Origin of the sequence: Aeromonas sp. PrichA-15, assembly GCF_017939245.1 — a bacterium.
Taxonomy (GTDB): Bacteria; Pseudomonadota; Gammaproteobacteria; order Enterobacterales; family Aeromonadaceae; genus Aeromonas; species Aeromonas caviae.
This window is the reverse complement of record NZ_JAGKRH010000348.1, coordinates 1-293: the sequence shown is the minus strand read 5'-3', so window position 1 is coordinate 293 and position 293 is coordinate 1. Positions and strand designations below refer to the sequence as shown.

Here is a 293-nt window from a genome sequence, read left to right as displayed (position 1 = left end):
CTCAAAGACAGTACCCGCGAGCTCAAAGCCTTCGCCAAATTGTGTGCCCGACGCTTTGCTTGTGAGGCGGATGCCCAAGCTGAGTTGAGCTGTTTTACCGCCAGCTTGATGCTGCTGCAACTGGATGCCGAAGTGGTAGGTGAACCGGTTTATACAGGACGTGGCAGACCCAAGCGTGGCGAAGAGCCAATTGGCCATCAGTTTCAAATCACTGGGTTGGCGGCAACTAGCCTGGCCTGCGTTGAAGAGGCCCGCAACCAGACCGGGGTGTTCATCCTGGCGACCAATGACCA

The 293-nt window shown here is 56.7% G+C and carries 1 pseudogene; it reads left to right on the top strand.

Annotation, left to right across the window (positions count from 1 at the left end):
- Positions 1–293: pseudogene (locus J9889_RS23115) on the top strand (IS1634 family transposase); the annotation flags it as partial.